Source organism: Pseudomonas sp. CFBP2511, assembly GCF_030209255.1.
GTDB lineage: Bacteria > Pseudomonadota > Gammaproteobacteria > Pseudomonadales > Pseudomonadaceae > Aquipseudomonas > Aquipseudomonas avellanae.
This window is the reverse complement of the sequence record NZ_JARVSI010000003.1, coordinates 81,913-106,636: the sequence shown is the minus strand read 5'-3', so window position 1 is coordinate 106,636 and position 24,724 is coordinate 81,913. Positions and strand designations below refer to the sequence as shown.

Below are 24,724 nucleotides of genomic sequence, written 5' to 3'. Positions count from 1 at the left end.
CACGAATCTATAGCCTCTGCCAATTACTCAATAGTTATATCTTCTTTCAGGTTCAGACGAAAAGTGTCACGAGCGGTTTTTCCAACGTAGGAGGTAAGTGCATAGTTAGCTGTTCCGCCCACGATGACGCCAATCCCGAACGGAATAATTTTTGCTGCGGCTTTCTGAGTGAAAGAAATACCGATCTTCGCAAACAATTCCTTGATGATCTGAAGCGTAGGCCCCTTCAAATACTGTCGCACCATCCGCACACCAGCCTTGCTAGCTATCTTGGTGGCGCCAGCAGACCCCATCTGCTCCAAGGAGCCGTAAAGCGCAATGATATATGACATATGCTTGGCATCTTCGTTAGACATCTTGCCGTTGATTGCCACTGCCAAGCACATGGTCATATCGATCTGCAATTTCATACATACAGATATATCCGCCAAACCGCCGCCAACAGCACTCACCGCAGTACCAATACCGGGAATGACACCAGGAAGAGCGGTGACGGCACCAGACGTAGCAGCCAGCTTTGAGTAGCGGCTGATAATTTTATCGACAACCGCGCCCTGAATTTTTTCGTCTGTCGCGGATGGAGACGAGCTGCGTGCTTGGTTTTCGTACTGGGCAACCAAATCACGTGCATCCTGAGAGCTGATGGAAATGGCCTCTACCATCTTCATCAGTGAGGAACTGCTTTCGTCTTTTTGCGTAGTCATGCCAGATTCCGTTCTTGAGATAATCCATCCACAGCCTGTTATAGGCCGAGTGCTTAAGGTTAGAGTGCCATAACCAATATCAAAATAACATCACCCAAGTGACCTTGCGTCGCGAAGTGATCAACTTTTTTGAACCGGTACTTTCTGACGCCAGACGCAAAAACATCATTGCTCGGCGTCCCTATCGCCCCATCCCTGAACCTTCCTCTACCTCAACACTCCCTTCTACATACGCTCCTCAACGCCCACCGCCGAAAGGACTTCGCATGCCTACAGCCCCAACCCCGCAAATCCCCCCGGTCCAGCGCGAACTCAGCCTGCGTGCCGTCATCACCGGCATCGTTCTGGGCATCCTGCTAACCCCTTCCAATGTCTACGCGGGCCTGAAGATCGGTTGGTCGTTCAACATGTCGATCATTGCGCTGCTGATCGGTTACGCCATCTGGCAAGGGCTGGCCAAACGCTCGCCCCATCAGCCGCCGTGGACGTTGCACGAGAGCAATATCAATCAGACGGTAGCGTCGGCGGCGGCGTCGATTATTTCCGGTGGGTTGGTGGCGCCGATTCCGGCTTATACCTTGTTGACGGGGCAGCAGCTGGATGCGATTCCGATGATGGCGTGGGTGTTTTCGGTGAGTTTTCTGGGGATCTGGATTGCGTGGTATTTACGGCCGTCGTTGCTCAATGACACATCGCTGAAGTTCCCGGAGGGCATGGCGACGCTGGAGACGCTGCTGCACATCTACAACCATGGCCGGGAAGCGGCTACGCGGTTGAAGGTGTTGCTCAGTGCTGCGTTGCTGTCCGGCTTGGCGAAGTGGGTCGATACGTTTGTGTGGGCGTTCCCGCGCTGGTCGCCGAGTGCGTCGCTGGAGCGTTTGACGTTTACCGCAGACCCTTCGCTGTTATTGGTGGGGTTCGGTGCAATCATCGGCATTCGTGTGGGGGTGACGCTGTTGCTTGGTGCCTTGCTGGCGTGGGGCGGGCTGGCGCCGTGGTTATTGGCGCAAGGGCTGGTGACGTTACCGGCCGGCAGCAGTGGCCCGCAGTTCGCGGCGCTGGTGGAGTGGTTGCTGTGGCCGGGTGTGAGTTTGATGGTCTGCTCGACGCTGGCGTCGCTCGCGATTCGTTTATGGGGATTGCACAGGTCCACCAAAGCGAACAGCGGGACGATCTGGGCCGTGCCTAAGGCGGGGCCGGCACTCGGTCTGCTGTTGTCGATCATTCTGGTGGTAAGCCTGCAGGCGCTGTTGTTCGGCATCAATCTGTGGATGGCTCTGTTGACCATTCCTCTGGCCATTTGCCTGGCAGCGGTGGCCGCCAGGGTGGTTGGTGCGACGGGCATTCCGCCCATTGGTGCTATCGGGCAGTTATCGCAACTGAGCTTCGGCATCGTCGCGCCAGGGCAGGTAACGATCAATCTGATGAGCGCCAACACGGCGGGCGGTTCGGCCGGGCAATGCACCGATCTGATGAACGACTTCAAGGTGGGCAAGGCGATCGGGGCCACGCCACGCAAGCAGTTGGTCGCGCAGACACTGGGGATTTTCGTCGGCAGTATTGTCGGAGTGCTGGCTTATATGGCGCTGATTCCAGACCCGCAAAGCATGTTGCTCACTGAGGAGTGGCCCGCTCCGGCAGTGGCCACCTGGAAGGCTGTGGCGCAAACCCTGACCCACGGGCTGGACTCGTTATCAGCGAGCATCCGTTGGGCCATCTTTATTGCAGGCCTGACGGGCCTGTTGCTTGGGGTACTCGACAGCACGCTGCCCGCCCGTCGCGCCCGTTACTTGCCAAGCGCCGCTGCGCTGGGCCTGGCGTTTGTCTTGCCGGCTTCGGTGTCGTTGATGATGGCCCTTGGCGCGGTGCTCACGTGGACAGTCAGCTGTCGCTGGGCCAGCCTCACCGAACGTTTCGCGATTACTGCGGCAGCGGGGCTGATCGCCGGGGAAAGCATTACCGGAGTGGGGGCGTCGTTGTGGCAGATGTTTGGTAATGGGTGAGTGGTAGCCTATTCGTGAGCAAGCTCACTCCCACCATCCGCCTTGCTCGTGGAAGCCATCTTCCAGTCCAATCATCTGCAGACGCCTGTCACGCGTGTGGCAGGGTATGACCCAGCAACACCTCAGTCCACAAAACCCAGGACCACGATAATGCGCCTCACAACCCTGATAACCGCATTAACCCTCGCCGGATGCGCCGGCCCCCTGCCTGCGGTTGATCCAAACATGGCGTGGATCGACATGCGCACAATCACCGGCCAGTTGATCATGGCCGACAAACTGGATGGCAAGAACACCTACGACGGGCGCTATTTTCAGGTGACGCCGGGCAGCCATGAGTTGCAGGTGCGTTATGACTACGAATACCGCTCAGGCGGGATGGGGATGATCGGTGATGAGTACACCGAGATCACCTGTTACGTCAGTGTTCGTTACAAGCACTTCGCTGCAGGGCAGCACTACATGCTGGAGGTGCGCTCACTGGCGAACAGTGTCGACGCCTGGCTTTACGATGAGAAACGCAACGTAGTGGCCGAAGAGGAAGAAGAGGGCGGTGTGCACTGCATCTGATCAGCGATCATTACGCTGGTAGATGATTTTTTTGCTGCCGTTTTCGCAGCTGCCGACGACCATGTTCGGGTCGGTGGCTTCTTCGTTGCTAACGATTTCCAGTGTGTAGGACGTGACATTGTTGGCCTGGATCTTGGCTTCGATTTCATCCTTGAGTTCATCACAGGATTTCGGGGCCGCCAGGGCGCTGGTTGCCAGCAAAGTGCAGGTTGCTGCCAGAATAAAACGTTTCATGCTCGACTCCTGATCAAAATCAAACCATGCGCCAATCAACGCATGACAGATGAAGCAGCCAGCTTTATACAGCAGATACGGGAGCGCACAAGGCGCCCCCGCCAGGTTTACCGAGGATCAGCTCACCAATGTGGCGTCCAGCGTGATCTTGGCGTTCAACACTTTCGAAACCGGGCAGCCTTCTTTGGCTTTCTTGGTCAGTTCGTCGAACTGTTCCTGTGTTGCTCCTGGCACTTTGGCCTTGAGGACAAGGTGCACAGCGCTGATGGCGAAACCGCCTTCAACCTGATCCAGCGAAACCTCGGCGCTGGTATCGATGCTGTCAGCCTTCAGGCCTGCGTCGCCCAGAATCATGGACAGTGCCATCGAGAAACAGCCCGCGTGGGCCGCACCAATCAGTTCTTCGGGGTTGGTACCTTTGCCGCCTTCAAAACGGGCCTTGAAGCCGTAAGGCGCTTCGCGCAACACGCCGGTTTCCGTGGAGATGCTGCCGATACCGCTTTTCAGATCACCTTCCCAGTGGGCGGATGCTTTCTTGACGATGCTCATGGTGGCTCCTTTTGGAATGAATTGGATCAATGCTGTTACAAGGTTCTGAGGATAGACCGCTCTGGAAAGTTCAACCGTCGGAAAGACCTACTGTTTAAGTAGGTTTTTACCCGACTGCCATTGAAAAGCCCGACTTGCGCCCGCACTGCTGTTTCATCTTGGGCAGCTCCAGCAGCCAGCCCATCTCAATTCGAGGAGCTACCCCGGCCTATGAAACGTCTGGCAGATGTAAAAATTTCGACCCTTGATCTGGTGCCCGTGCGCCACGACAAAGGGCCCGCCGAATCCCTGCGCAATTCGCTCAGCCTCGCTCAGCACGTTGAAAAGCTGGGCTACAACCGTTTTTGGGTGGCTGAACACCACAACATGGACGGCATTGCCAGTTCGGCGACCTCCGTGCTGCTCGCGTACCTGGCCGGGGGCACTTCAACCATTCGCGTGGGCGCTGGCGGGATCATGCTGCCCAATCACGCGCCGCTGGTGGTTGCCGAGCAGTTCGGCACCCTGGCCAGCCTCTATCCTGATCGAATCGATCTAGGCCTGGGCCGCGCGCCGGGCTCCGATCAGATGACCGCCCGTGCCTTGCGCCGCGAGCGCTCCGGCAGCGCCGAAGACTTTCCGGATGATGTCACTGAGCTGATGGAGTACCTGGGGCCGCGCACACCTGATCAAAAAGTGATCGCAGTGCCGGGCTCCGGCACCAATGTGCCGATCTGGTTGCTGGGCTCGAGCCTGTTCAGCGCGCAATTGGCGGGCATGCGCGGGCTGCCTTATGCGTTCGCTTCGCACTTCGCACCGCGTTACATGCACGAGGCCATTCGCGTGTACCGCAATCACTTCCAGCCCTCGGCCGTGCTCGACAAGCCCTACGTGATGCTCGGGGTTCCGCTGTCGGCAGCCGATACCGATGAGCAGGCTGAATACCTGGCGACCTCGGTCTACCAGCGCATTCTGGCGCTGATGCGCGGGCACAGTCTGATGCAGCGGCCACCGGTCGATTCCATGGACGGCCTGTGGCTGCCACACGAACGTGAAGCGGTGGCGAGCTTCCTGGGGCTGGCGATGGTCGGCGGCCCGGAGAAGATCCGCGCCAAGCTGGACGTGCTGCTTGAGCAGACCGATGCCGACGAGCTGATCTTTACCTGCGACATGTACGAGCATGAAGACAGGCTGCGGTCCTACGAGATTCTCGCGCAGGTCGCACACGGCTAGGCGAATCCTGAAACCGAGAAGCAGCATCGCAAAGTGCTCGACCAAAAACACGATCGCCCCGGACTGTAACCAGTCCGGGGCGATCATGTTCGTGAAACCTGCAAACGGGATTGACCGGCCTGACCTGAATCAGGCTCGATCAGTCATCAACCGCGCTGGTAGACGATTTCCTTGGTGCCGCCTTCGCAGGTGCCGACCACTTGCTTGCCGGCTGCACTGCCTTTCTCGACGACTTCCAGCGTGTAGGACGTTACGCCCTTCGACTGGAGCTTGGCATCGAGTTCACTTTTCAACTCGTCACATGGCTTGCCTGCCGCAAGGGCGGTGCCTGCAATGCTCAACAAGCCTACAGCCAACAAAAACTTCTTCATGGGTAATCCCTCTCGTCCGGCCAACTGCAGACGCCATCGGAACAGGCGCCCATTGAACATCCCCGCGCTCACACATCGATCCTGACAGGGTCATATCTGTGTGTAGCGCAGGTTATGGCAATCGGCCAGTCGAAAGGTTCAGGTGATGATCAGCTGGCCGCGATGCGAAAGCCGACTTTCAACGTGACCTGAAAGTGCGCGACTTTGCCGTTTTCGATATGGCCGCGGGTTTCGGTCACTTCAAACCATTCCAGATGGCTGAGGCTTTTGCTGGCTTCGGCCAGTGCGTTATTGATGGCGTCTTCGATGGTGGTGGTGGAAGAGCCGACGATTTCGACTTTTTTGTACGTGTGGTTATCGCTCATTGCAGTTCTCCTGAAAGTGTCTGGCAAGGCGCAACGTAAACCGCGCTCCCTGCTTCTGTCAGGGGAAGGCGCGCAAAAGTTCAGCATTTTGCAAAAATCCCATCGCACTTTCCAAAAAGCCCGGAGTCGGAAACAACACGCCCACTCATCATTGCAGGAGATACACCATGGCTAGTACTTCACTTCGCAAGGCCTCGTTGCAGAGTATGGAAGCTGAGATCGAGAGCCTCTTGAAGTCCCTCGAGGGCCTGAAAGACGACGCTACTGACGAGTCGCGCAAGACACTGAAAAACCTGAAAGCCAACGCCGAAAGCGCGCTGAGCCATTCGCGCAGCCTGCTCAGCGATGTCTACGAAGACGTCAAAGAGAAAACCCGCGAAAACGCCCTGGCAACCCGTGACTACGCCCAAGAGCACCCTTGGACCACCGCTGGTGTTGCCGTCGGTGCAATCGGCCTGCTCGCCGCCTATCTGCTGTTCAAGCGCGGTAACTGATCAGTTTCTGATCGGGTCCCCAGACCGCTTCAGCTCATTTTTCAACCACTGAGCAAGCTGCCGCGCTCGTCCATCGGCCGCTCTTCTGGGTACCCACAACGCCAGCTGCGCCGGGGTTTCACTGAAACCCCACGGCGCAGCCAGGCGACCGGCTTTCAGGTCATCGATGACCAGCGGTTCCGGCGCGATCGCGATGCCCAAGCCTGCCACGGCCGCCTCCAGCAAATAATACAAATGCTCGAAACCCTGACCGTAGCGCAACGCGTCCGGATCGATTCCGTTCTGCTGTGCCCAGCTTGGCCAAGCTTGCGGACGTGACGTGGTTTGCAACAAGGATTCTTCAAGCAGGGCGTTGGCGGGCGCATCGCGCATGCTTTCGAATCGCGCAAAGCGCGGGCTCAGGACCGGGCCGATTCGTTCGCTGGCCAGCTCGAAGACCTGCATGTCTGCAGGCCAGGGTGGCTCGGCAAATACCAGCAACGCATCCAGCCCTGGCCGACGTGGGTCGAGATCACCTTCGCCTGCCGACAGGTGCAGACGCAGGTCCGGTAACTCCGCATTCAAGCGGCTCAAGCGCGGGATAAACCAACGGGCCAGCAGGCTGCCGGAACAACCGAGCACGAAAGGCGCATCGACGCTGCCTTTGCTCAGTTCTGCGCACACGCTTCGCAGCCGGTCGAATGCGTCGGCGCTGGCGTCACGCAAGCGAATGCCCGCATCTGTGAGTTTCAGGCCACGCCCGTCCTTGCTGAACAGGCTGACGCCCAAGTGTTCTTCCAGGACTTTCAACTGACGGCTGACAGCACCGTGGGTCACGCTCAGCTGCTCGGCGGCCTGACTGACGCTGCCGAATCGGGCGGTGCTTTCAAAGGCACGCAAAGCATTGAGAGGAGGGAGGTCGCGGCTCATGATCTGTGAGTTTTCCTGACAGGTTGCAGCGATCTTATCGGTTTTCATTCGGGCATGCGCTGGTTAAAGTGGACCCATTGCCGATCCGGCTCAATCCATTCGCTTAATACTGCAACTGGAGCACTTCATGACCCAGACCAACTTTCGCAGCGGCCCCGACGCCAACGGCCTGTTCGGCTCATTCGGCGGTCGCTACGTAGCTGAAACCCTGATGCCGCTGGTGCTGGACCTCAACCGCGAGTACGAAGCCGCCAAGGCCGATCCTGAGTTCATCAAGGAAATGGCCTACTTCCAGCGCGATTACATTGGCCGTCCCAATCCGCTGTACTTCGCCGAGCGCCTGACCGAATTCTGTGGCGGCGCGAAAATCTACTTCAAGCGTGAAGAGCTCAACCACACCGGCGCGCACAAGATCAACAACTGCATCGGCCAGGTGCTGCTGGCCAAGCGCATGGGCAAAAAACGCCTGATCGCTGAAACCGGTGCAGGCATGCACGGCGTTGCCACTGCAACCGTTGCCGCGCGTTTCGGCCTGCCTTGCGTAATCTACATGGGCGCGACCGACATCGAGCGTCAACAGGCCAACGTGTTCCGCATGAAGCTGCTGGGCGCTGAAATCGTGCCGGTCACTTCCGGCACCGGCACCCTGAAAGACGCGATGAACGAAGCCCTGCGCGACTGGGTAACCAACGTCGATGACACGTTCTACCTGATCGGCACGGTGGCAGGCCCGCACCCGTATCCGGCGATGGTGCGCGACTTCCAGTCCGTCATCGGCAAGGAAACCAAAGAGCAAATGCAGGAGAAGGAAGGCCGTCTGCCGGACAGCCTGATCGCCTGCGTCGGTGGTGGCTCCAACGCGATGGGGCTGTTCCATCCGTTCCTTGATGACGCCAGCGTAGAAATCATCGGCGTCGAAGCGGGCGGTCATGGCGTGGACACCGACAAGCATGCAGCCAGCCTGAATGGCGGCGTACCGGGCGTGCTGCACGGCAACCGCACCTACCTGTTGCAAGATAACGACGGGCAAATCACCGACGCTCATTCGATTTCTGCTGGCCTGGACTACCCTGGCATCGGCCCGGAACACGCTTACCTGCACGAAGTGAAGCGCGTCGAATACGTCAGCATCACCGACGAAGAAGCGCTCGACGCGTTTCATCAGTGCTGCTTGCTCGAAGGCATTATCCCGGCGCTGGAAACCGCTCACGCACTGGCCGAAGCCATGAAGCGCGCGACCAACCTGCGCGACGATCATTTGATGGTCGTGTGCCTGTCCGGGCGCGGCGACAAAGACATGCAAACCGTCATGAACCACATGGCAGCCGCCGACAACACTCAGGAGAAGCTGGTATGAGCCGTCTCGAACAACGTTTCGCCCAGCTGAAAACCGAAGGTCGCGCGGCACTGGTCACCTTCATCACCGCTGGCGACCCTGGCTACGACACCTCGCTGAAAGTGCTCAAAGGTCTGCCCGCTGCAGGTGCTGACGTGATCGAGCTGGGCATGCCGTTTACCGATCCGATGGCTGATGGTGTGGCCATTCAGCTGGCCACGTTGCGCGCCCTGGACGCCGGCCAGACTTTGCTGAAAACCTTGCAGATGGTCAGCGAGTTTCGTGTCGACGATCAGACCACGCCGATTGTGCTGATGGGTTATTACAACCCGATCCACCGTTTTGGCGTCGAAGCGTTCGTGGCACAGGCCAAGGAAGCGGGCGTCGATGGCCTGATCATCGTTGACCTGCCGCCCGAGCATGACGCCGAACTGGCGACGCCTGCACAAGCGTCCGGCATCGACTTCATCCGCCTGACCACGCCGACTACCGACGATGCGCGTCTGCCGCGCGTACTGGAGCGCAGTTCCGGTTTCGTCTACTACGTGTCGGTCGCCGGTGTGACCGGTGCGGGTTCAGCGACCACCGAGCACGTCACCGAAGCCATCGCACGCCTGCGTCGCCACACCAGCCTGCCGATCAGCGTCGGTTTCGGTATCCGCACACCTGAGCAGGCAGCGGCCATTGCGCGTCTGGCTGACGGTGTTGTGGTGGGCTCGGCGTTCGTCGACAAGATCGCCACAGCCGAGTCGCCGGAGCAGGCAATCGATGGCGTGTTGACGCTGTGCGCCGCACTGGCCGAAGGCGTACGTAACGCCCGCGTCAGTTGAGGGTAAAGTTTCTGATACAGAGGAATCAACGCGCTGGCAGCGGTTCTATGTAGCAAGACACAAGGGGTTCATGACCAGCGTCGTGAACCCCTTTTTGCTGCATTGAGTAAAGCCGAGGAAGCACCCATGAAACTGCCAAACCGTTTTATTACCGGGCTGGGTATCCTGATGATCAGCGCCAGTCCGCTGCTGCAAGCTGCACCACCTGATCAGCGCGGTGATGGCCCGCACGACAACCGTGGCGGCCAGCAGCAGGGACCACAGAATGGCGGGCACAATGAGCGTGGCAATGAGCGCGGCCCAGGGAATGACAAAAGCAACGGCCCAGGCAAACAGGCCCATCAGGACAACCGTGGCGGCAACCGCCCGCCGCAGGATTTCGGCCCGGTACGCGAGACTTTCCAGCAACACCGCGACGTCATCGGTCGGGGCCAGCCCCTGCCACCGGGCGTGCACATCGCCAAAGGCCAACCACTGCCGCGCGGCTACGGCAAACGTCTGGACAGCCGTTCACTGCAATACCTGCCACGTTACGACGGCTACGAATGGCGCCGCCTGGGCACCGACGTCGTACTGATCACCGTGGGTTCGGGGATCGTTTACGCGATTCTGGATGGTGTGTTGAATTGATGGTGTGCTGACGTCCTTGCTTGAATGCGCGGCGACGCGCAGACGTGTGACGCGGAGCGTCACACAAGGCATTACCACGCTGGAGTGAGGAACGATAATCTCACTATCGTGCGACGCTCCGCGTCGCATGCCGTTCTAGACGCTCCGCGTCCGATCTTGAGGGCCGCCCAGCGCGGAAACCAGCCCGGCTCAACCCTGCTTCTGGTTAACCCGCGCCAGGAACGTCATCAGCGCACCCGATACGAACGCGGGATTTTCCAGATTGGCGATATGCCCCGCCTCGGGCACCAGCACATAAGGGCAGCCAATCAGGCTGGCCATCTCACGAGTCTCCTCAGGCGGGCGCGGGATGTCCGCATCGCCACACATCACCAGCGTGGTGTCGGCATTCAATTGCTCGATCAACCCAAGCCGGTCATCACGACCGAAAATCATTCTTCCCAGTGGTACGACGGACTGACGCAACTGCTCGGCATTCATGCCCGCCAACGCCGACCGAAACGCCTGATACACCGGCGACTGCGGGTCAATACCAGGCCGGAAGAAGATCGGCACCACAATGTCCAACAGCGGCGCAGGAAAAGCACCGGCCTCTTCCAGCTTGTCGAGCAGCGAGAAGTAATAGGCCTTCTTGGCCTCGGTCTCCTTGCCCAGATACGTGTCCATGAGCACCAGCCCGGTGATGCGCTCTGGCGCGAGCAGTGCCGCAATGGCACCCCACATACCGCCCACCGACAACCCGACGATACTGCAGCGCTCGATATTCAAATGATCCAGAAGCGCCAGCGCATGGCGAGCCAGATCATCGAGGTTGCGGGTGCCCTCCGGGAAACCGCTGGAATCCCCATGCCCCCAAAGGTCCGGCACAATCACCCGATACCGGCTGGCCAGCGTGTCGATCTGCGCACTCCACATCGCCTTGTCCCAAAGGTAACTGTGACCCAGCAGGACAACCGGACCGGTGCCTTGGTCAGCGTAGTGAAGGGTCTTACCGTCGATGAGTAGATCCGGCATTTCTGATGATCCTCTGTCTGGTCTTTCAGCATTCAGCTCAAGCCGCCCGTAGCGGGCGAATTATCATGTTGAAGCGTATGCATGACCATCTTGTTGAAGTTTGCGCTGCAACGGACCGAGCGGTCATTTTTCAGCGGAGCTATCTTACACCGATCTTTTCGACGATGGATGCGCTTGTAGCCGCAGAAGGAAAATGGCCAGGAAGCTGGCTATCAGCCAGTCAGCGCACTCAAATCAAGAGGCCTGACCGCGCCCATCCAGATGGCATGATCGGTATGGTCACGCAGCTCATCGCCCGTCAACGGATGCAGAAACACCACCAGCCCATCGCGATTCAACGCAAGCCACAGCGTAACGTCAGCCAACTGCTCATGCCCGAACGCCAACTGGCAACTCCAGTCCGGATGCGGCCCGACCAGCTTCTGATGGACGCGCCCCATCTGCACGGCAAATTTCCCGGTCGCGGCCTCGCACAGGGCTCGGGCCTGGTCCAGGGTGTGGGCGTTGAAATAGATGTGGGCGTGGTAGCTTTGGATGTCTTGCATTGAGGTAGAGGCTCCTTTCTCGGCTGAAGGCCTGACTGATGCAGGTGTGTCGTCAGCCTTGATCATTTTTTCTCGTGAAAACGGATAGTAGGTCCTGCGGGGTGGTTGAGAAAGCGGACTGGCAAAAAAGGCGATTCAGCCCATAATTCTGGACTTGGATAATCGTCTGAACGCACAAAACTAAACTTGATAGCTGATGAAGCCATTCATTTTGAGAGCGCCGTAAACCTATTATCCCCACAGATTAAAATAAGCGGAAGTTATCCTCAGGTTGAGTGCAGAATTTGAAGGCAGAAAATATAAAATACGTTTCTTTGATCACGACGATCTACGCTTTCTGCTCAACAGCCAAGCAATGGGTAGCACAGTAACTGATGAAATCGTTAATAGTCTGAATAAGAGGCAACCGTGAAAAAGAGTACTCTATCGTTCTTGCATTGATGCTGATGATCTTCGGCGAGATTTTGACTATCTACAGCGAGGTCTACTCTGCAAAGCTACCCGGCAAGCTATTAGAATCACCTGGGATGTTTCTCAAGCCCATGGTTTTTATTAGCATTGCCGGGATCAGCCTAGTCTTCGCTTATTGGCTAGGGTATCGGGCGACCGGTAATATATGGGTGGTTACGGTAGCCTCCTTGACGTTGCTATTGATACTTGAACCTATTGTTATCTATGCAATGCTACGAGAAATACCGCAGAGGGGCGCTACTATAGGGTTCATACTGGGTGCGGCGGGTTTAATTTCAACAGTTGCACTGTAATTGGAGCGTCAAACCGCAATCGAAGGCAACGGCCTGCCCGCCAGCGAAACCCCGCTCAACGCCTGCTCGCTCGCCAGCCAGTCCATGAACTGCTGGACAATCTGCACCCGCCGTTTGCGCTGGGGCAAAACCACGTAATAGCCGTGTCCGGAAATGGCTGCGCCGGCGATGGGGCGGCAAAGCAGGCCTTGGTCGAGGAGGTCGTCGACCAGGTGTTTCCAGCCGATGGCGATGCCTTGTCCGCCGATGGCGGCCTGGATGAGCAGGGTGTAGTTGTCGAAGCGCAACTGGCCGGGGGCGGGGGCCTGGGGGATGTCGAGGGCGCGGAATACGCCAGCCCAGTCGAACCAGTTGTTGATGCTGTCGCCACGCAGGTGCAGCAGCGGGAAGTCGCGCAGGGCGTCGTTGGGCAGTGGTGTCTGGCGGTCGGCAATCAGCAGCGGGCTGCATACCGGGAAGACTTCTTCGCTGAACAGCCAGCGGCTTTCGCCCTGTTTGAAGCGCCCGTCACCGAACAGCACGGCGACGTCGATATCGGCGCGCAGCATGCTGTGGGTACGCTCGCTGGTCACCAGGCTGACGTCCACGTCGGGGTTAAGCTTGTGAAAGCGGTGCAGGCGCGGCATCAGCCAGTAGGCGGCAAAGGCAAAGTCGGTGGCGACTTGAAGCACCTCGTGTTGCTGCTGTTCGGTGATCGCTATCAGCCCGCTGTCGATGGACTGCAAGCCTGCCTGTACGTGGCTGAACAGTATTTCACCGGCGTCGGTGAGCTCGATGCCGCGATAGATGCGGTCAAACAGTCGGGTGGCCAGTTGTTCTTCAAGGCGCTTGATCTGCTGGCTGACGGCAGGCTGAGTCGTGCCCAGTTCGATGGCCGCTGCAGTAAAGCTGCGCAGGCGGGCCGCGACTTCAAAAGCACGCAGCAGGTCGAGGGACATGTCGCCAAAAGCTTCAAACATAAGCGGTACTTATCCTAGGCATTGCTGCGCATGGGCTTTACCATCAAACACGAGGACTCCATCCTCGTGCCCAGCACTTTCGCATAACTTTTCACAATGGGATGCAGCGATTACATGAAGCGCAAAAATATTCTGTTCATCATGGCCGATCAAATGGCCGCGCCAATGTTGCCGTTCTACGCCCCGTCTCCCATCCTGATGCCCAACCTGAGCCGCCTTGCTGCCGACGGCGTGGTGTTCGACTCGGCGTATTGCAACAGCCCGCTGTGCGCGCCTTCGCGCTTTACTCTGGTGAGCGGTCAGCTCCCGAGCAGGATCGGCGGGTACGACAACGCGGCGGACTTCCCGGCAGACGTTCCGACCTACGCGCACTACCTGCGTGCGCTGGGTTACAAGACCGCGCTGTCGGGCAAGATGCATTTTTGCGGGCCGGATCAGTTGCACGGTTACGAAGAGCGCCTGACCAGTGACATCTACCCGGCCGACTACGGCTGGTCGGTCAATTGGGACGAGCCGGACGTACGCCCGAGCTGGTATCACAACATGTCATCGGTATTGCAGGCCGGCCCGTGCGTGCGCACCAACCAGCTGGATTTCGATGAAGAGGTGCTGTTCAAGGCTCAGCAGTACCTCTACGACCATGTGCGTCAGGACGGTGATGCGCCGTTCTGCCTGACCGTTTCCATGACTCACCCTCACGACCCGTACACCATCCCGCGTCCGTTCTGGGACCTGTACAGCGACGACGAAATCCCGATGCCAACGCCGCACGCCAATCAGGCCGCGCTGGACCCGCACTCACAACGGCTGCTCAAGGTGTATGACCTGTGGGACAAGCCGATGCCGACAAACAAGATTCGTGATGCGCGCCGTGCCTATTTCGGCGCGTGCAGCTACATCGACCTGAACGTCGGCAAACTGATGCAGACGCTTGATGAGGTCGGGCTGGCGGACGACACCATCGTGGTGTTCTCTGGCGATCACGGCGACATGCTGGGCGAGAAGGGTCTCTGGTACAAAATGCACTGGTTCGAAATGGCCGCTCGCGTGCCGCTGGTGGTGTACGCGCCGGGGCAGTTCAAGCCGGGGCGGGTCAGTGCGTCGGTGTCGACGGCCGACTTGTTACCGACCTTTGTCGAAATGGCCAAGGGCACACTGGACGCCGGCTTGCCGCTGGACGGGCGCTCGCTGATGCCGCACCTGAAACGCAAAGGCGGGCACGATGAGGTGTTTGGCGAATACATGGCCGAAGGCACGACCAGCCCGCTGATGATGATCCGTCGCGGTGCGTACAAATTCATCTATTCGGAACAGGACCCGTGCCTGTTGTTCGATGTGAAGAAAGACCCGAAAGAGCAGAAAGACCTGAGCCAGTCGCCAGCCCATGAAAAGCTGTTCAATGATTTTCTGGCCGAAGCTCGGGCCAAGTGGGACATACCGGCGATACACCAACAGGTGCTCGCCAGCCAGCGCAGAAGGCGCTTTGTCGCCAAATCGCTGGCAACCGGCAAGCTGAAGAGTTGGGATCACCAGCCACTGGTCGACGCCAGTCAGCAGTACATGCGCAACCACATTGATCTCGACGATCTGGAGCGCAAGGCACGTTTTCCGCAACCTTGACCCTGCCCACACCAAAAAATCAAAAAGGGGTACATCGATGAAACAGTTATCCACAGCCGTTGCGGTCGCGGTCATGACGTTTGGCAGCTTTGCCGCGCAGGCAGAGGACGCCAGTTGCAGCACCGTGAAGATGGCCGATCCGGGCTGGAGTGACATTGCCGCCACCAACGCTATCACCGGCGTGGTGCTTGAAGGTCTGGGTTACAAGGCCAAGGTCGACACGCTCGCAGTGCCGATTGCCTATGGCGGTTTGAAGGACGGCAAGCTGGATGTGTTTCTGGGTAACTGGATGCCGGCGCAGCAGGGCTTTTACGACAAGTTCGTGGCCACCGGTGACGTGACGCAACTGGCCAGGAACCTTGAAGGCACCGAGTTCACGCTGGCCGTGCCGGACTACGTCTGGGAGGCCGGCGTGCATGATTTTGCCGACCTGAGCAAATTCGCCGAAAAATTCGACAAGAAAATCTACGGTATCGGCTCCGGCGCGCCGGCCAACCTGTCGTTGCAGGAGATCATCAAGAAGAACGAGTTTGATCTGGGCCAGTGGAAGCTGGTGGAGTCCAGCGAGCAGGCCATGCTCGCCGAGGTCAATCGCAATGTGAAGAAGAAGGCGTTTGTGGTCTTCCTCGGCTGGACACCGCACCCGATGAATGTGCAGATCAAAGGCATGCACTACCTCAAGGGCGGCGAGAAATACTTTGGCGACACCGGCTCGGTCTTCACCCTGACCCGCAAGGGTTATGCACAAGCCTGCCCGAACGTTGGCAAGCTGCTGACCAACCTGAGCTTCACCCTGGACATGGAAAACAGCATCATGGCCGAGGTGACCAACAAGAAGCTCAGCAATAGCGCAGCCGCCAAAGCCTGGATCAAGGCCAACCCTGCGGTACTGGACACGTGGCTGGAGGGCGTGAAGACGGTTGATGGCAAAGACGGGCTGGCGGCAGTGAAGGCGAAGTTGTAGGCCTCGACATTAAGTATTGACCCGGCGTCAGGGGTTTCCACCGCGCCGGTTTTCAGCAATATTGGCACTTCAAAGCGTCATTCTGGAAGACACCAGTTGGGAACCAACGGAAGGGGGCAAACCACCAGGCTGCCGTGCGGCCTGTCCGCGAACACTGGAGAACAGTATGAAAAAGTCACTTATACCCCTCTCACTGGCCCTGATTCTGAGCGCATCCTTTGCCTCTGCGGGTAACTGGCCGCCAGAAACCAGCGCCAAAGTACCCGGAAACGCGCTGGAATATCCGACCAAGCTAGAGGCCGTCAATGTCTCTATGGAGGAGATGCTCAATGCAGGAGCAACGGTTGTTTCTTCGTACGTGGCAGAGAATGGCCCGGTAGTGACGCTTAACAACAAAAAACACTATGTTATCTGCATGCTCAGAGGTGCTGGAACCGGGTCAGACACAAACGTCGCCACCTCGAAATGCTACGCCATGAACTAGCCTTCGCTCGCGGCTCCGGGCAGGGACGGTCTGACGTGGCGATGCAATGATCCATCCAACATGAGGGACCGATGCGCTGGCTCAATCGCCATAAATTCCTGCCATTTCTCGCCTGGCTGCCGCAGCAGAGCCGCGCCAGCGTGGGGCGTGATGCGCTGGTGGGTTTAAGCGGTGCGATTCTGGCCCTGCCGCAATCCATCGCTTACGCGCTGATCGCCGGGCTGCCTCCCGAGTACGGTCTGTACGCCGCCATTGTCCCGGTGCTCATCGCTTGCCTGTGGGGTTCGTCCTGGCACTTGATCTGCGGGCCGACGGCGGCTATTTCCATCGTGCTGTATGCCAGTGTCAGTCCGCTTGCCGTGCCGGCCAGCCAGGACTACATCATGTTGATCCTGCTGCTGACCTTTATCGCCGGTGTCTTCCAGTTGTTGTTGGGGATGATGCGCTTCGGCGCGCTGGTGAATTTCGTTTCGCACTCGGTGGTGCTCGGTTTCACACTGGGCGCTGCCGTCGTTATTGCGCTCGGGCAGATGCCCAATTTGCTGGGCATCGATCTGCCAAGCCAGACCACGGCACTCAAAAGCCTGAGCGCCGTGCTTGAGCATCGCGGCGAACTCGACAAGCCTTCGTTGATGCTGGGCCTGTTGACCCTCACGCTGGGCATCGGCCTCAAAGCATGGGTGCCGCGCTGGCCGACGCTGTTGATCGCGCTGGTATCAAGCAGCCTGCTGGTCTGGCTGTGGCCAGCGATGTTCGGGCATGTGCGAGTGGTCAGCGCCTTCGTCGGGCATTTACCGCCTTTCAGCCCGCTGCCGCTGGACCTTGAGCTGATCCTCAAGCTGCTGCCGACGGCAGTGGCGGTGGGCATGCTCGGACTGGTCAACAGCCTGTCGATTGCCCGCTCTCTGTCGGCACGCTCGCAACAGATGCTCAACGCCAATCAGGAAGTGCGCGCCCAAGGGCTGTCAAACATGGTCGGCTCGCTGTTTTCCGGGTATCTCTCCGCGGGCTCGTTCACCCGTGCAGCGCTGAGTTATGAAGCGGGCGCTCGTTCGCCGTTGGCCGGGGTGTTTTCGGCGCTGTGGGTGGCGCTGTTCGCGGTCGCCGGAGCTTCATTGGTTTCGCACATTCCGATCCCGGCCATGGCGGCTTCAATCCTGCTGATCTGCTGGGGGCTGGTGGACCGTCGTGGCATTCGCGCACTGTTGCGCGTCAGCCGCGCCGAGTTCTTCGTGATGGCGCTGACCTGCCTGGCCACGCTGTTGCTGGAGTTGCAAACGGCGATTTATGCAGGCGTGCTGGCTTCGCTGTTTTTCTACCTCAAGCGCACCTCACAGCCCCGCGTGCAGCAATGGCGCGAGGGTGATGAGGATGTGTTACGGGTCGGTGGATCGATCTTTTTCGGTGCCAGTCATTACCTTCAAACCCGCCTGCAACGCACCGAAGGGCTGCGTGTGGTGATCGATGCGCAGCAGATCAACTTCATCGATTACTCAGGTGTGGAAATGCTTCATCAAGAAGCCAGACGCCTGGGGCAGCAGGGGCGAGTGCTGGTTCTGCGCAATGCCAGACCGCAGGTAATCGAGGAATTGCACAAGCTGGAAGGGCCGGAGAACTGCCCGATTTTGTTTGAGGATTGAGTTGTCGCTCATCGTCGCGACGCTCTGCGTTGCAAGAGGACGCGGAGCGTCCAGAACGGCATGCCAACGCGTAGCATTGGCACGATAGTCCGCAGATAGCCGATCAACCCGCAGCCAGCAATCTGCGCAAATCCGCCAATACAGGCGCTGAATCCGGGCGCACGCCGCGCCACAACAGGAAGGCTTCTGCCGCCTGCTCGACCAGCATCCCCAGGCCATCAACCGACTGCGCCGCACCCTGTTCAGTGGCCCAGCGGCAGAAGGCGGTGGGCGCTTTGCTGTACATCATGTCGTAGCAAAAGGTCGCACCAGGCTGGATCAGGCTCGGGGAGATGGGCGGCAGCTCCCCGGCCAGGCTGGCAGACGTGGCGTTGATGATCAGGTCCACCGGCTCTTCAAGCCAGTCAAAGCTGCTGGCAAACACCGGGCCGAGATCGGCAAATTCCTGAGCCAGTCGTTCGGCTTTTTCGACCGTACGATTGGCGATCACCAGCACGGCGGGCTTTTCTGCCAGCAGCGGTTCCAGCGCGCCACGCACCGCACCGCCCGCGCCCAGCAACAACACGCGCTGACCGCGCAAGCTGCATGCGCAATTGACCGTCAGGTCGCGCACCAGCCCGGCACCGTCGGTGTTGTCGCCCAGCAGCGTCCCGTCATCGAGCTTGCTCAGGGTGTTGACGGCCCCCGCACGCTGCCCGCGCTCGGTCAGGCTGTCGGCCAGGCGAAACGCCTCCTCCTTGAACGGCACCGTCACGTTGGCACCACGCCCGGTCTGGAAAAACGCCTGGGCAAACGCCGTGAAATCGTCCAGCGGTGCCAGCGCGGTCTGGTAATTCAGTGCCTGGCCGGTTTGCTCGGCGAACAGGCGATGAATCAGCGGCGACTTGCTATGACCAATGGGGTTACCGAAGACGACATACTGGTCCATCAGTTATCCGCCAGCCAGTCGCGATCAGTCAGGAAGTAATCAGTCAGACGCGCCTCTTCGCTGCCCGGCGCGGCTTTCCAGTCATAGCCCCAGCGTACTTGCGGCGGCAGCGACATGAGGATCGACTCGGTACGACCACCCGATTGCAGACCAAACAGCGTGCCGCGGTCGTACACGAGGTTGAACTCGACGTAGCGTCCACGGCGGAATTCCTGAAACTCGCGCTGCTGCACGGTATAGGCCGCAGCCTTGCGACGGCGCACGATCGGCAGGTAGGCATTGATGAATGCATCGCCGATGGCGCGGATGAATGCGAAGCTGGTGTCGAAATCCCACTGGTTCACGTCATCGAAAAACAGACCGCCGATGCCGCGCGGCTCGTCGCGGTGCTTGAGGTGGAAATAGCTGTCGCACCACGCCTTGTAACGCGGGTAAACATCATCGCCGAAGGGCGCGCAGGCCCGCTCCGCCACCCGGTGCCAGTGCACGCAGTCTTCTTCAACGCCATAGTAAGGCGTCAGGTCGAAACCACCGCCGAACCACCACACCGGCTCTTCGCCTTCTTTTTCAGCGATGAAAAACCGCACGTTGGCGTGAGACGTCGGCACATGCGGGCTGTGCGGATGGATCACCAGCGACACGCCCAGCGCCTCGAAACCACGCCCGGCCAATTCAGGCCGATGCGCACTGGCTGACGGCGGCAGGTTGCTGCCGAACACATGGGAAAAGTTGACGCCGCCTTTCTCGATGACCGCGCCATTCTCGACCACCCGCGTGCGACCACCGCCGCCCGCCGGACGTGTCCAGGCATCTTCCACGAAGTGTGCGTTGCCATCTTCCTGCTCGAGCGCGGTGCAGATACGGTCTTGCAGGTCGAGCAGGTAGGCTTTTACGGCCTCGGTACGGGTACTCATGAAGATCCCTTACGGTTGACGTCAAACGGCTGAGCCCCTAAGCACAAGAGGCGCAGGCAAACTGGCGCGTAGCATACCATCGGCAGAGCGCACTGGCAGTTGACGAAGGTCGGGCGAAAGCGTTCGATGGGGGCTTTGGCGGACCTTTTCACCATCACGGAGAGAGCACATGGCAAAGCGTATCCAGTTCAGCACTGTCGGAGGACCCGAGGTTCTTGAATATGTCGATTTCGAGCCAGAGGCTCCAGGGCCGCAGGCGGTGGTTGTGCGCAACAAGGCTATCGGCTTGAATTTCATCGATACCTATTACCGCAGCGGGTTGTATCCCGCGCCGTTCTTGCCATCCGGTCTCGGCGCCGAGGGGGCGGGTGTGGTCGAGGCGGTGGGCGATGAGGTGACGCGCTTCAAGGTGGGCGACCGGGTTGCCTATGGCACCGGGCCGCTGGGCGCGTACAGCGAGGTGCACGTGCTGCCTGAGGCGAATCTGGTCAAGCTGGCGGACTCGGTCAGTTTCGAGCAGGCCGCGGCGCTGATGCTCAAGGGCCTGACCGTGCAATACCTGTTGCGCCAGACTTATCAGGTGAAGCCGGGCGAGATCATTCTGTTTCATGCCGCTGCAGGCGGTGTCGGCTCGCTGGCCTGCCAATGGGCCAAGGCACTGGGTGCCAAGTTGATCGGCACGGTCAGTTCGCCGGAGAAAGCGGCGCACGCCAAGGCACTCGGTGCCTGGGAAACCATCGACTACAGCCACGAGGACGTCGCCAAGCGTGTGCTGGAGCTGACCGACGGCAAGAAATGCCCGGTGGTCTACGACGGCGTGGGGCAGGACACCTGGCTGACTTCGCTCGACAGCGTGGCGCCGCGTGGGCTGGTGGTGAGTTTCGGCAATGCATCAGGGCCGGTGTCAGGCGTGAACCTGGGCATTCTGGCGCAGAAGGGTTCGGTGTATGTCACCCGCCCGACGTTGGGCAGCTACGCCAACAACGCGCAAAACCTGCAAACGATGGCCGATGAGCTGTTCGACATGCTCGCCAGCGGCAAACTCAAGGTCGATGGCATTCAGCAGTACGCCCTCAAGGACGCCGCCCAGGCGCAGATTGAGCTCTCGGCGCGGCGCACCACTGGCTCGACCATCCTGATTCCTTGAACGAGCGTCAGCCGGCGCGCATCACCTGCCCGGTGGCGATATCACGTATCACGCTAGGGTTTCGGCGGCCGCCCAGGCTGCCGCCGAGCACGCCGTCGATCTGACCACGGAAGTACTGTTCAACCCGCAATCGCGACCGGGCAGCCGGGCGACCCGCCGGGTTGGCCGATGTGGAGATCAGCGGGCCGACCAGCGCGCACAGTTCGCGTACGGTCGGGTGATCGGTGACACGCAGTGCCACGGTTTCGTGAATGCCGGTGATCCACTCGGGCAACAGGTTTTGGTGCGGCACCAGCCAGGTATTGGGCCCCGGCCAGGTGCTGGCCATGCGGTCGAGCCACAACTCGGGGAAGTCCTCGAACAGAAAGTCGAACTGGCGAATGTTGTCCGCGATCAGGATGAGGCCTTTTTCCACCGGCCGCGATTTGATCGCCAGCAAGCGATAGACCGCCTCTTCATCCCATGGATCGCACCCCAGCCCCCAGACTGCTTCGGTCGGGTAGGCAATCACCGCACCGGCTCGAATATTCTGAGCGGCTTGTTGCACACGCCAGCTGCTGACCATTGTCTGTCTCTCCGATAAATCCTGGCGGCAGTTTAACCTCAGGGCGCGCTGGCGAACCATCGTCCCGCTTCACAGCTTATGCGTCCGTCCAGTTCCAGTTCGGTCAGGCCAGCCAATACTTTCGGCAATGGCCAGCCACTGGAGACCGACAGCCCCTCGCTGGTATGCGGCGCGGCGTGCAACAAGGCCAATAGTGGATGGTCGCAGGGGGCAGGCTCGGTATTTGAAGAGTCGGCGCTGGGTGCGACGCGCTTCCAGTGCTGCAAGCCTTCCAGAATGTGGTCGACGGTCTCGACCAGCGTCGCGCCGTCCCTTATCAGCTGGTGACACCCTTTGGCGCCCGGATGGTGAATCGAGCCCGGTATCGCATAAACCTCTCGTCCCTGCTCGGCGGCGAGGCGTGCGGTAATCAACGAACCGCTGGCAACGCTGGCCTCGACCACCAGCACGCCGAGCGACAGGCCGCTGATGATCCGGTTGCGCCGCGGGAAGTTGCTGGGCTGCGGTCCGGCGTCAAGCGGGAACTCGGAAATCACCGCGCCACCCTGTGCCGCCATCTGCGCGGCGAGGGCGCGATGCTGCTGTGGATAAAGTTTTTCAAGCCCGGTGCCAAGCACGCCGATTGTAAGCCCACCGACATCCAGTGCGCCCTGATGCGCAGCACCGTCGATGCCCCGCGCCAGACCGCTGGTGACCACAAAACCGGCACCGGCCAGGCTGCGTGCAAATGCCTTGGCGGTGTCCAGCCCGGGCTTGGAGGCGCGACGGCTACCGACCATTCCCAACTGCGGGCGCTCAAGAATGGAAGGGTCGCCGGCGATGAAAATCAGCGGCGGCGGATCGGCGATCTGCGCCAGCAACGCGGGGTAGCAAGAATCGTCCCACATCAGTAAATGCTGGCCCGGACGCTCCAGCCAGGCCAGCGCAACGCTGGCGCCATCACGCACCAAAGGGTCACGTCGAGCCTCTGCGCAGGCACCGGGCAGGCCCAGCGCACGCCATGCGCTGGCCGGTGCGCTGAGTGCCGAAGAGGCAGAGCCGAAGGCTTCCATCAGCCTGAAAAAGCGTTTCGGCCCCACCTCGGGCAAGCGATGCACACGCAGACGCGCTTCCAGTTCGGCAGGCGAGGAGCGTTCTTTTTCGAACAGTGGCATGAGATCGTCCCTGATCCATTGCGCACCCGGAATGGTGCGCAAACCTGTGGATAACTCTGTTGACAACAATTTGATAAGTGACTGGCGGGTAAGACAAATCCGTATCAGAACTAAAACAGACCGCTACGGATTTCGAACCTTGTCCATGATGGCCAAAGATCGGTTCGCTTGCAGGACCAAGGCGTAACTAAGCTTGTCGTAAGTGCGGAAAACCATCAGCAGGCCAGCCCGTTCGTCGGGGATTTTTACCTGTTCGCCGGTGATTCGGTCACGTACCGTTTCGCTGGTTTTGTAGATCGCCAGCACGTTGCCTTCGGTCAGACCGTCACGTTTGCCTTTGTTGAGGGTGACCACATCCATGACGGCGACCTGGGTTACACCGCGTGGCACATCCAGAATCAAACCTTCTATGGGGGTCTGCGGAGCGCTGGGCAGAAAGGTCGAGTTGATCGAACGTTCTTCGCTGGCGAACAGCCGGTCGCCCAGACGCACTTCCTGCGTGGAACGCTGCAGGCTCAGGGTCGAGACATCGCCCTCGGTGGCAACCACTTCAGCGCTGCCGATGTCATCAGCGTTGATGCCCAGCACTTCCTTGGTCTGCGCATCAGTGTAGATCTTGCCCTGGCGGAAGATGCCGTAGACGGTGTGCGTCGGGTCCAGTTTGCCGCGGGCATAGGCCCTGTCGCCATTGCCGCTGAGCACCCGCTCGGCATTGCCGGCAACGATATAGGGCGCCTTGTCGAACTGCTCGGCATTGTCAACGATCCGGTTGCTGATCAGAAAGGCATTGATCGCACCCAGCGGGATACTTGGAATGGCCTGAACCATCGGTGTACTGCGCACACGCGGTGACAATTTGATGGTGCCGCGCGACTCGCCACGGTTGAGCGTCACACGTGGCTGGCCGTCCACCCAGGTCAGTGCCAGGGTGTCACCGGGGTAGATAAGATCAGGGTCGTGGACCTGCGGATTGGCCCTCCAGATCTCGCGCCACTTCCACGGTTCACGCAAAAACTTGCCGGAAATGTCCCAGAGTGTGTCTCCGGCAACAACGGTGTAGCTCTGCGGATAGCCTTCCCTGAGTTGCACTTGCGCCTGGGCAAGACCGCTGGCGGTCAACAGCAGCAGGGCGAGTAGTGATTTCCTCATGCGGTGAATCCCTTTATCATGTTGCCTCACGCGAACCCTAGAGTCCTGTCCTGGGCTGCCAGCCTTGAACTCCCGAGCCCGGCACCCGACACTGACTTTACCTTAACAGTGCAGCTCTTACGTATATGGCCATTCTAAACATCCTCGAATTTCCCGATTCGCGCCTGCGCACCCTCGCCAAGCCTGTAGCGATGGTAGACGACGGCATTCGCCAGTTGGTCGACGACATGTTTGAAACCATGTACGAAGCGCCCGGCATCGGCCTGGCTGCCACGCAGGTCAACGTTCACAAGCGCGTGGTCGTCATGGACCTGAGCGAAGACCGCAGCGCGCCGATGGTCTTCATCAACCCTGAAATCGAAAAACTGACCGATGAAATGGATCAGTATCAGGAAGGCTGCCTGTCGGTGCCGGGTTTCTACGAGAACGTCGACCGCCCGCAAAAAGTCCGCGTCAAGGCGCTGGACCGCGACGGCAAGCCTTATGAACTGGTTGCCGAAGGCCTGCTGGCCATCTGCATCCAGCATGAGTGTGATCACCTGAACGGCAAGCTGTTCGTCGATTACCTCTCAAACCTCAAGCGTGACCGGATCAAGAAAAAGCTCGAAAAACAGCACAAGCTGAATGCCTGATCCGTCGTCCCTCCAAAAGGCCTGCACAAGGCCTTTTT

At 59.4% G+C, this 24,724-nt stretch carries 28 protein-coding genes; 14 read left to right on the top strand and 14 right to left on the bottom strand.

Translation table 11 applies throughout. The features are described from left to right. Positions 1-23 precede the first annotated feature (23 nt). Positions 24-704, bottom strand: a complete 681-nt coding sequence (locus QRN38_RS02785) for an EcsC family protein (RefSeq protein WP_005768134.1) — start codon at positions 702-704, stop codon at positions 24-26. Between the two features lie 266 nt (positions 705-970). Here QRN38_RS02785 and QRN38_RS02780 point away from each other — a divergent pair, with 266 nt between their 5' ends. Then, positions 971-2,707: an OPT family oligopeptide transporter gene (locus QRN38_RS02780; RefSeq protein WP_057417674.1), complete on the top strand. Its 1,737-nt coding sequence runs from the start codon at positions 971-973 to the stop codon at positions 2,705-2,707. A gap of 150 nt (positions 2,708-2,857) precedes the next feature. After that, on the top strand, positions 2,858-3,277 hold the full coding sequence (locus QRN38_RS02775; protein ID WP_079215988.1) for a PA0061/PA0062 family lipoprotein: 420 nt from the start codon (positions 2,858-2,860) through the stop codon (positions 3,275-3,277). On the opposite strand, the gene QRN38_RS02770 is transcribed toward QRN38_RS02775, so the two are convergent. Together QRN38_RS02770 and QRN38_RS02765 are read right to left on the bottom strand one after the other, a co-directional pair. Then, complete coding sequence (locus tag QRN38_RS02770) at positions 3,278-3,511, bottom strand: DUF1161 domain-containing protein (RefSeq protein WP_003379415.1); 234 nt, start codon at positions 3,509-3,511, stop codon at positions 3,278-3,280. It lies immediately after the preceding gene. A gap of 117 nt (positions 3,512-3,628) precedes the next feature. Further along, positions 3,629-4,060 carry an OsmC family protein gene (locus QRN38_RS02765; RefSeq protein WP_005768138.1) on the bottom strand — a complete coding sequence of 144 codons (432 nt, stop codon included), beginning with the start codon at positions 4,058-4,060 and terminating at the stop codon, positions 3,629-3,631. A 210-nt stretch (positions 4,061-4,270) separates the two neighbouring features. Here QRN38_RS02765 and QRN38_RS02760 point away from each other — a divergent pair, with 210 nt between their 5' ends. Further along, positions 4,271-5,272 carry an LLM class flavin-dependent oxidoreductase gene (locus QRN38_RS02760; RefSeq protein ID WP_005768139.1) on the top strand — a complete coding sequence of 334 codons (1,002 nt, stop codon included), beginning with the start codon at positions 4,271-4,273 and terminating at the stop codon, positions 5,270-5,272. A gap of 146 nt (positions 5,273-5,418) precedes the next feature. Here the strand turns inward: QRN38_RS02760 and QRN38_RS02755 are convergent, their stop codons facing one another. Next, positions 5,419-5,643, bottom strand: coding sequence for a DUF1161 domain-containing protein (locus QRN38_RS02755; RefSeq protein ID WP_003379418.1), 225 nt, complete (start codon positions 5,641-5,643; stop codon positions 5,419-5,421). 149 nt (positions 5,644-5,792) lie between these two features. Then, positions 5,793-6,008, bottom strand: a complete 216-nt coding sequence (locus tag QRN38_RS02750; protein WP_005613459.1) for a dodecin — start codon at positions 6,006-6,008, stop codon at positions 5,793-5,795. Between the two features lie 167 nt (positions 6,009-6,175). Here QRN38_RS02750 and QRN38_RS02745 point away from each other — a divergent pair, with 167 nt between their 5' ends. Then, positions 6,176-6,502, top strand: coding sequence for an ElaB/YgaM/YqjD family protein (locus tag QRN38_RS02745; protein ID WP_003379422.1), 327 nt, complete (start codon positions 6,176-6,178; stop codon positions 6,500-6,502). Here QRN38_RS02745 and QRN38_RS02740 read toward each other — a convergent pair whose 3' ends face one another. Next, complete coding sequence (locus tag QRN38_RS02740; RefSeq protein ID WP_005768142.1) at positions 6,503-7,459, bottom strand: LysR family transcriptional regulator; 957 nt, start codon at positions 7,457-7,459, stop codon at positions 6,503-6,505. A 79-nt stretch (positions 7,460-7,538) separates the two neighbouring features. Between QRN38_RS02740 and trpB the strand changes: the two genes are divergently transcribed. From trpB to QRN38_RS02725, 3 genes are all read left to right on the top strand, one after another. After that, the gene (trpB, locus tag QRN38_RS02735; RefSeq protein WP_005768143.1) at positions 7,539-8,768 is read left to right on the top strand and encodes a tryptophan synthase subunit beta; all 1,230 of its coding nucleotides are present in this window, start codon (positions 7,539-7,541) and stop codon (positions 8,766-8,768) included. Next, the gene (gene trpA / locus QRN38_RS02730; protein ID WP_005613464.1) at positions 8,765-9,577 is read left to right on the top strand and encodes a tryptophan synthase subunit alpha; all 813 of its coding nucleotides are present in this window, start codon (positions 8,765-8,767) and stop codon (positions 9,575-9,577) included. The genes trpB and trpA overlap by 4 nt, the downstream gene beginning before the upstream one ends. 126 nt (positions 9,578-9,703) lie before the next feature. Then, positions 9,704-10,207: an anti-virulence regulator CigR family protein gene (locus QRN38_RS02725; RefSeq protein ID WP_054090645.1), complete on the top strand. Its 504-nt coding sequence runs from the start codon at positions 9,704-9,706 to the stop codon at positions 10,205-10,207. A gap of 189 nt (positions 10,208-10,396) precedes the next feature. On the opposite strand, the gene QRN38_RS02720 is transcribed toward QRN38_RS02725, so the two are convergent. Further along, a complete protein-coding gene (locus QRN38_RS02720; protein ID WP_057417201.1) occupies positions 10,397-11,221 on the bottom strand; it encodes an alpha/beta fold hydrolase in 825 nt (274 codons plus the stop codon). A gap of 212 nt (positions 11,222-11,433) precedes the next feature. Further along, positions 11,434-11,766 (bottom strand): DOPA 4,5-dioxygenase family protein, encoded by a 333-nt coding sequence (locus QRN38_RS02715; protein WP_057417675.1) that lies wholly within the window; start codon positions 11,764-11,766, stop codon positions 11,434-11,436. A gap of 425 nt (positions 11,767-12,191) precedes the next feature. Here QRN38_RS02715 and QRN38_RS02710 point away from each other — a divergent pair, with 425 nt between their 5' ends. After that, the gene (locus QRN38_RS02710; RefSeq protein WP_235814505.1) at positions 12,192-12,530 is read left to right on the top strand and encodes a hypothetical protein; all 339 of its coding nucleotides are present in this window, start codon (positions 12,192-12,194) and stop codon (positions 12,528-12,530) included. An 8-nt stretch (positions 12,531-12,538) separates the two neighbouring features. Here QRN38_RS02710 and QRN38_RS02705 read toward each other — a convergent pair whose 3' ends face one another. Next, positions 12,539-13,489 carry a choline sulfate utilization transcriptional regulator gene (locus QRN38_RS02705; RefSeq protein ID WP_057417677.1) on the bottom strand — a complete coding sequence of 317 codons (951 nt, stop codon included), beginning with the start codon at positions 13,487-13,489 and terminating at the stop codon, positions 12,539-12,541. 114 nt (positions 13,490-13,603) lie between these two features. Here QRN38_RS02705 and betC point away from each other — a divergent pair, with 114 nt between their 5' ends. The 4 genes from betC (at position 13,604) to QRN38_RS02685 (ending at position 18,197) form a co-directional block, all read left to right on the top strand. Continuing rightward, positions 13,604-15,109, top strand: a complete 1,506-nt coding sequence (gene betC, locus QRN38_RS02700) for a choline-sulfatase (RefSeq protein WP_005768150.1) — start codon at positions 13,604-13,606, stop codon at positions 15,107-15,109. Positions 15,110-15,146: 37 nt separating this feature from the next. Next, complete coding sequence (locus QRN38_RS02695; protein ID WP_044392376.1) at positions 15,147-16,073, top strand: choline ABC transporter substrate-binding protein; 927 nt, start codon at positions 15,147-15,149, stop codon at positions 16,071-16,073. 166 nt (positions 16,074-16,239) lie between these two features. Continuing rightward, the gene (locus QRN38_RS02690; protein WP_005768154.1) at positions 16,240-16,557 is read left to right on the top strand and encodes a hypothetical protein; all 318 of its coding nucleotides are present in this window, start codon (positions 16,240-16,242) and stop codon (positions 16,555-16,557) included. A 71-nt stretch (positions 16,558-16,628) separates the two neighbouring features. Next, a complete protein-coding gene (locus tag QRN38_RS02685) occupies positions 16,629-18,197 on the top strand; it encodes a SulP family inorganic anion transporter (RefSeq protein ID WP_057417678.1) in 1,569 nt (522 codons plus the stop codon). Between the two features lie 103 nt (positions 18,198-18,300). Here the strand turns inward: QRN38_RS02685 and aroE are convergent, their stop codons facing one another. Then, on the bottom strand, positions 18,301-19,125 hold the full coding sequence (gene aroE, locus QRN38_RS02680) for a shikimate dehydrogenase (RefSeq protein WP_007244935.1): 825 nt from the start codon (positions 19,123-19,125) through the stop codon (positions 18,301-18,303). After that, positions 19,125-20,039, bottom strand: coding sequence for an oxygen-dependent coproporphyrinogen oxidase (hemF, locus tag QRN38_RS02675; RefSeq protein ID WP_005768167.1), 915 nt, complete (start codon positions 20,037-20,039; stop codon positions 19,125-19,127). Before hemF ends, aroE begins: the two co-directional genes overlap by 1 nt. A 169-nt stretch (positions 20,040-20,208) precedes the next feature. Here hemF and QRN38_RS02670 point away from each other — a divergent pair, with 169 nt between their 5' ends. Further along, positions 20,209-21,186 (top strand): NADPH:quinone reductase, encoded by a 978-nt coding sequence (locus tag QRN38_RS02670; RefSeq protein WP_057417679.1) that lies wholly within the window; start codon positions 20,209-20,211, stop codon positions 21,184-21,186. 7 nt (positions 21,187-21,193) lie between these two features. Here QRN38_RS02670 and tsaC read toward each other — a convergent pair whose 3' ends face one another. The 3 genes from tsaC to QRN38_RS02655 form a co-directional block, all read right to left on the bottom strand. Then, positions 21,194-21,751: an L-threonylcarbamoyladenylate synthase type 1 TsaC gene (tsaC, locus tag QRN38_RS02665; RefSeq protein ID WP_003379455.1), complete on the bottom strand. Its 558-nt coding sequence runs from the start codon at positions 21,749-21,751 to the stop codon at positions 21,194-21,196. Between the two features lie 38 nt (positions 21,752-21,789). Beyond that, positions 21,790-22,905 (bottom strand): DNA-processing protein DprA, encoded by a 1,116-nt coding sequence (gene dprA / locus QRN38_RS02660; protein ID WP_057417680.1) that lies wholly within the window; start codon positions 22,903-22,905, stop codon positions 21,790-21,792. A gap of 123 nt (positions 22,906-23,028) precedes the next feature. Further along, a complete protein-coding gene (locus tag QRN38_RS02655; RefSeq protein WP_011103024.1) occupies positions 23,029-24,054 on the bottom strand; it encodes a LysM peptidoglycan-binding domain-containing protein in 1,026 nt (341 codons plus the stop codon). A 125-nt stretch (positions 24,055-24,179) separates the two neighbouring features. Here QRN38_RS02655 and def point away from each other — a divergent pair, with 125 nt between their 5' ends. Further along, positions 24,180-24,686 carry a peptide deformylase gene (gene def / locus QRN38_RS02650; RefSeq protein ID WP_005768180.1) on the top strand — a complete coding sequence of 169 codons (507 nt, stop codon included), beginning with the start codon at positions 24,180-24,182 and terminating at the stop codon, positions 24,684-24,686. Positions 24,687-24,724 lie beyond the last annotated feature (38 nt).